The 412-nt window shown below is 61.2% G+C and carries 1 pseudogene; it reads left to right on the forward strand.

Going from position 1 to position 412, the window contains the following annotated elements:
- Window positions 1–412: pseudogene (locus tag ACM6HV_RS13955) on the forward strand (RHS repeat protein); the annotation flags it as partial.

The following is a 412-nucleotide window of genomic DNA, read 5'->3' on the forward strand; positions in this document are numbered from 1 at the left end:
ATACCGCTACGACCATGCGCAACTGCTGCTGACGGAAATCGAGAACGAATCCGGCGAAAAGTACCGACTGGACTACACGCCCACCGGATTGATCCGACAGGAAACCGGCTTCGACGGCCGGCGCACCGCGTACGCCTACGACCGCAACGGGCACCTGCTGGAGAAGACTGAGTTCGGTGATGACGGCTCGACGCTGATTACCGCCTACGCGCGCGATGCGGTTGGACGTCTGCTGCTGAAAACTTTGCCCGACGGGGTTCAGGTCGAGTATTGCTATGACCGCCTGGGCCGGTTGATCGGCGTCGATGACGGCCAGCAACATCCACTGGCCTTTGAATACGATCGGCAGGACCGGCTGATCACCGAGCATCAGGGCTGGGGCACCCTGCGTTATGCCTATGACGCCTGCGGT

The sequence above is a fragment of the Pseudomonas sp. IT-P260 genome (assembly GCF_949768395.1).
In the GTDB taxonomy this organism is placed as follows: Bacteria; Pseudomonadota; Gammaproteobacteria; order Pseudomonadales; family Pseudomonadaceae; genus Aquipseudomonas; species Aquipseudomonas parakoreensis.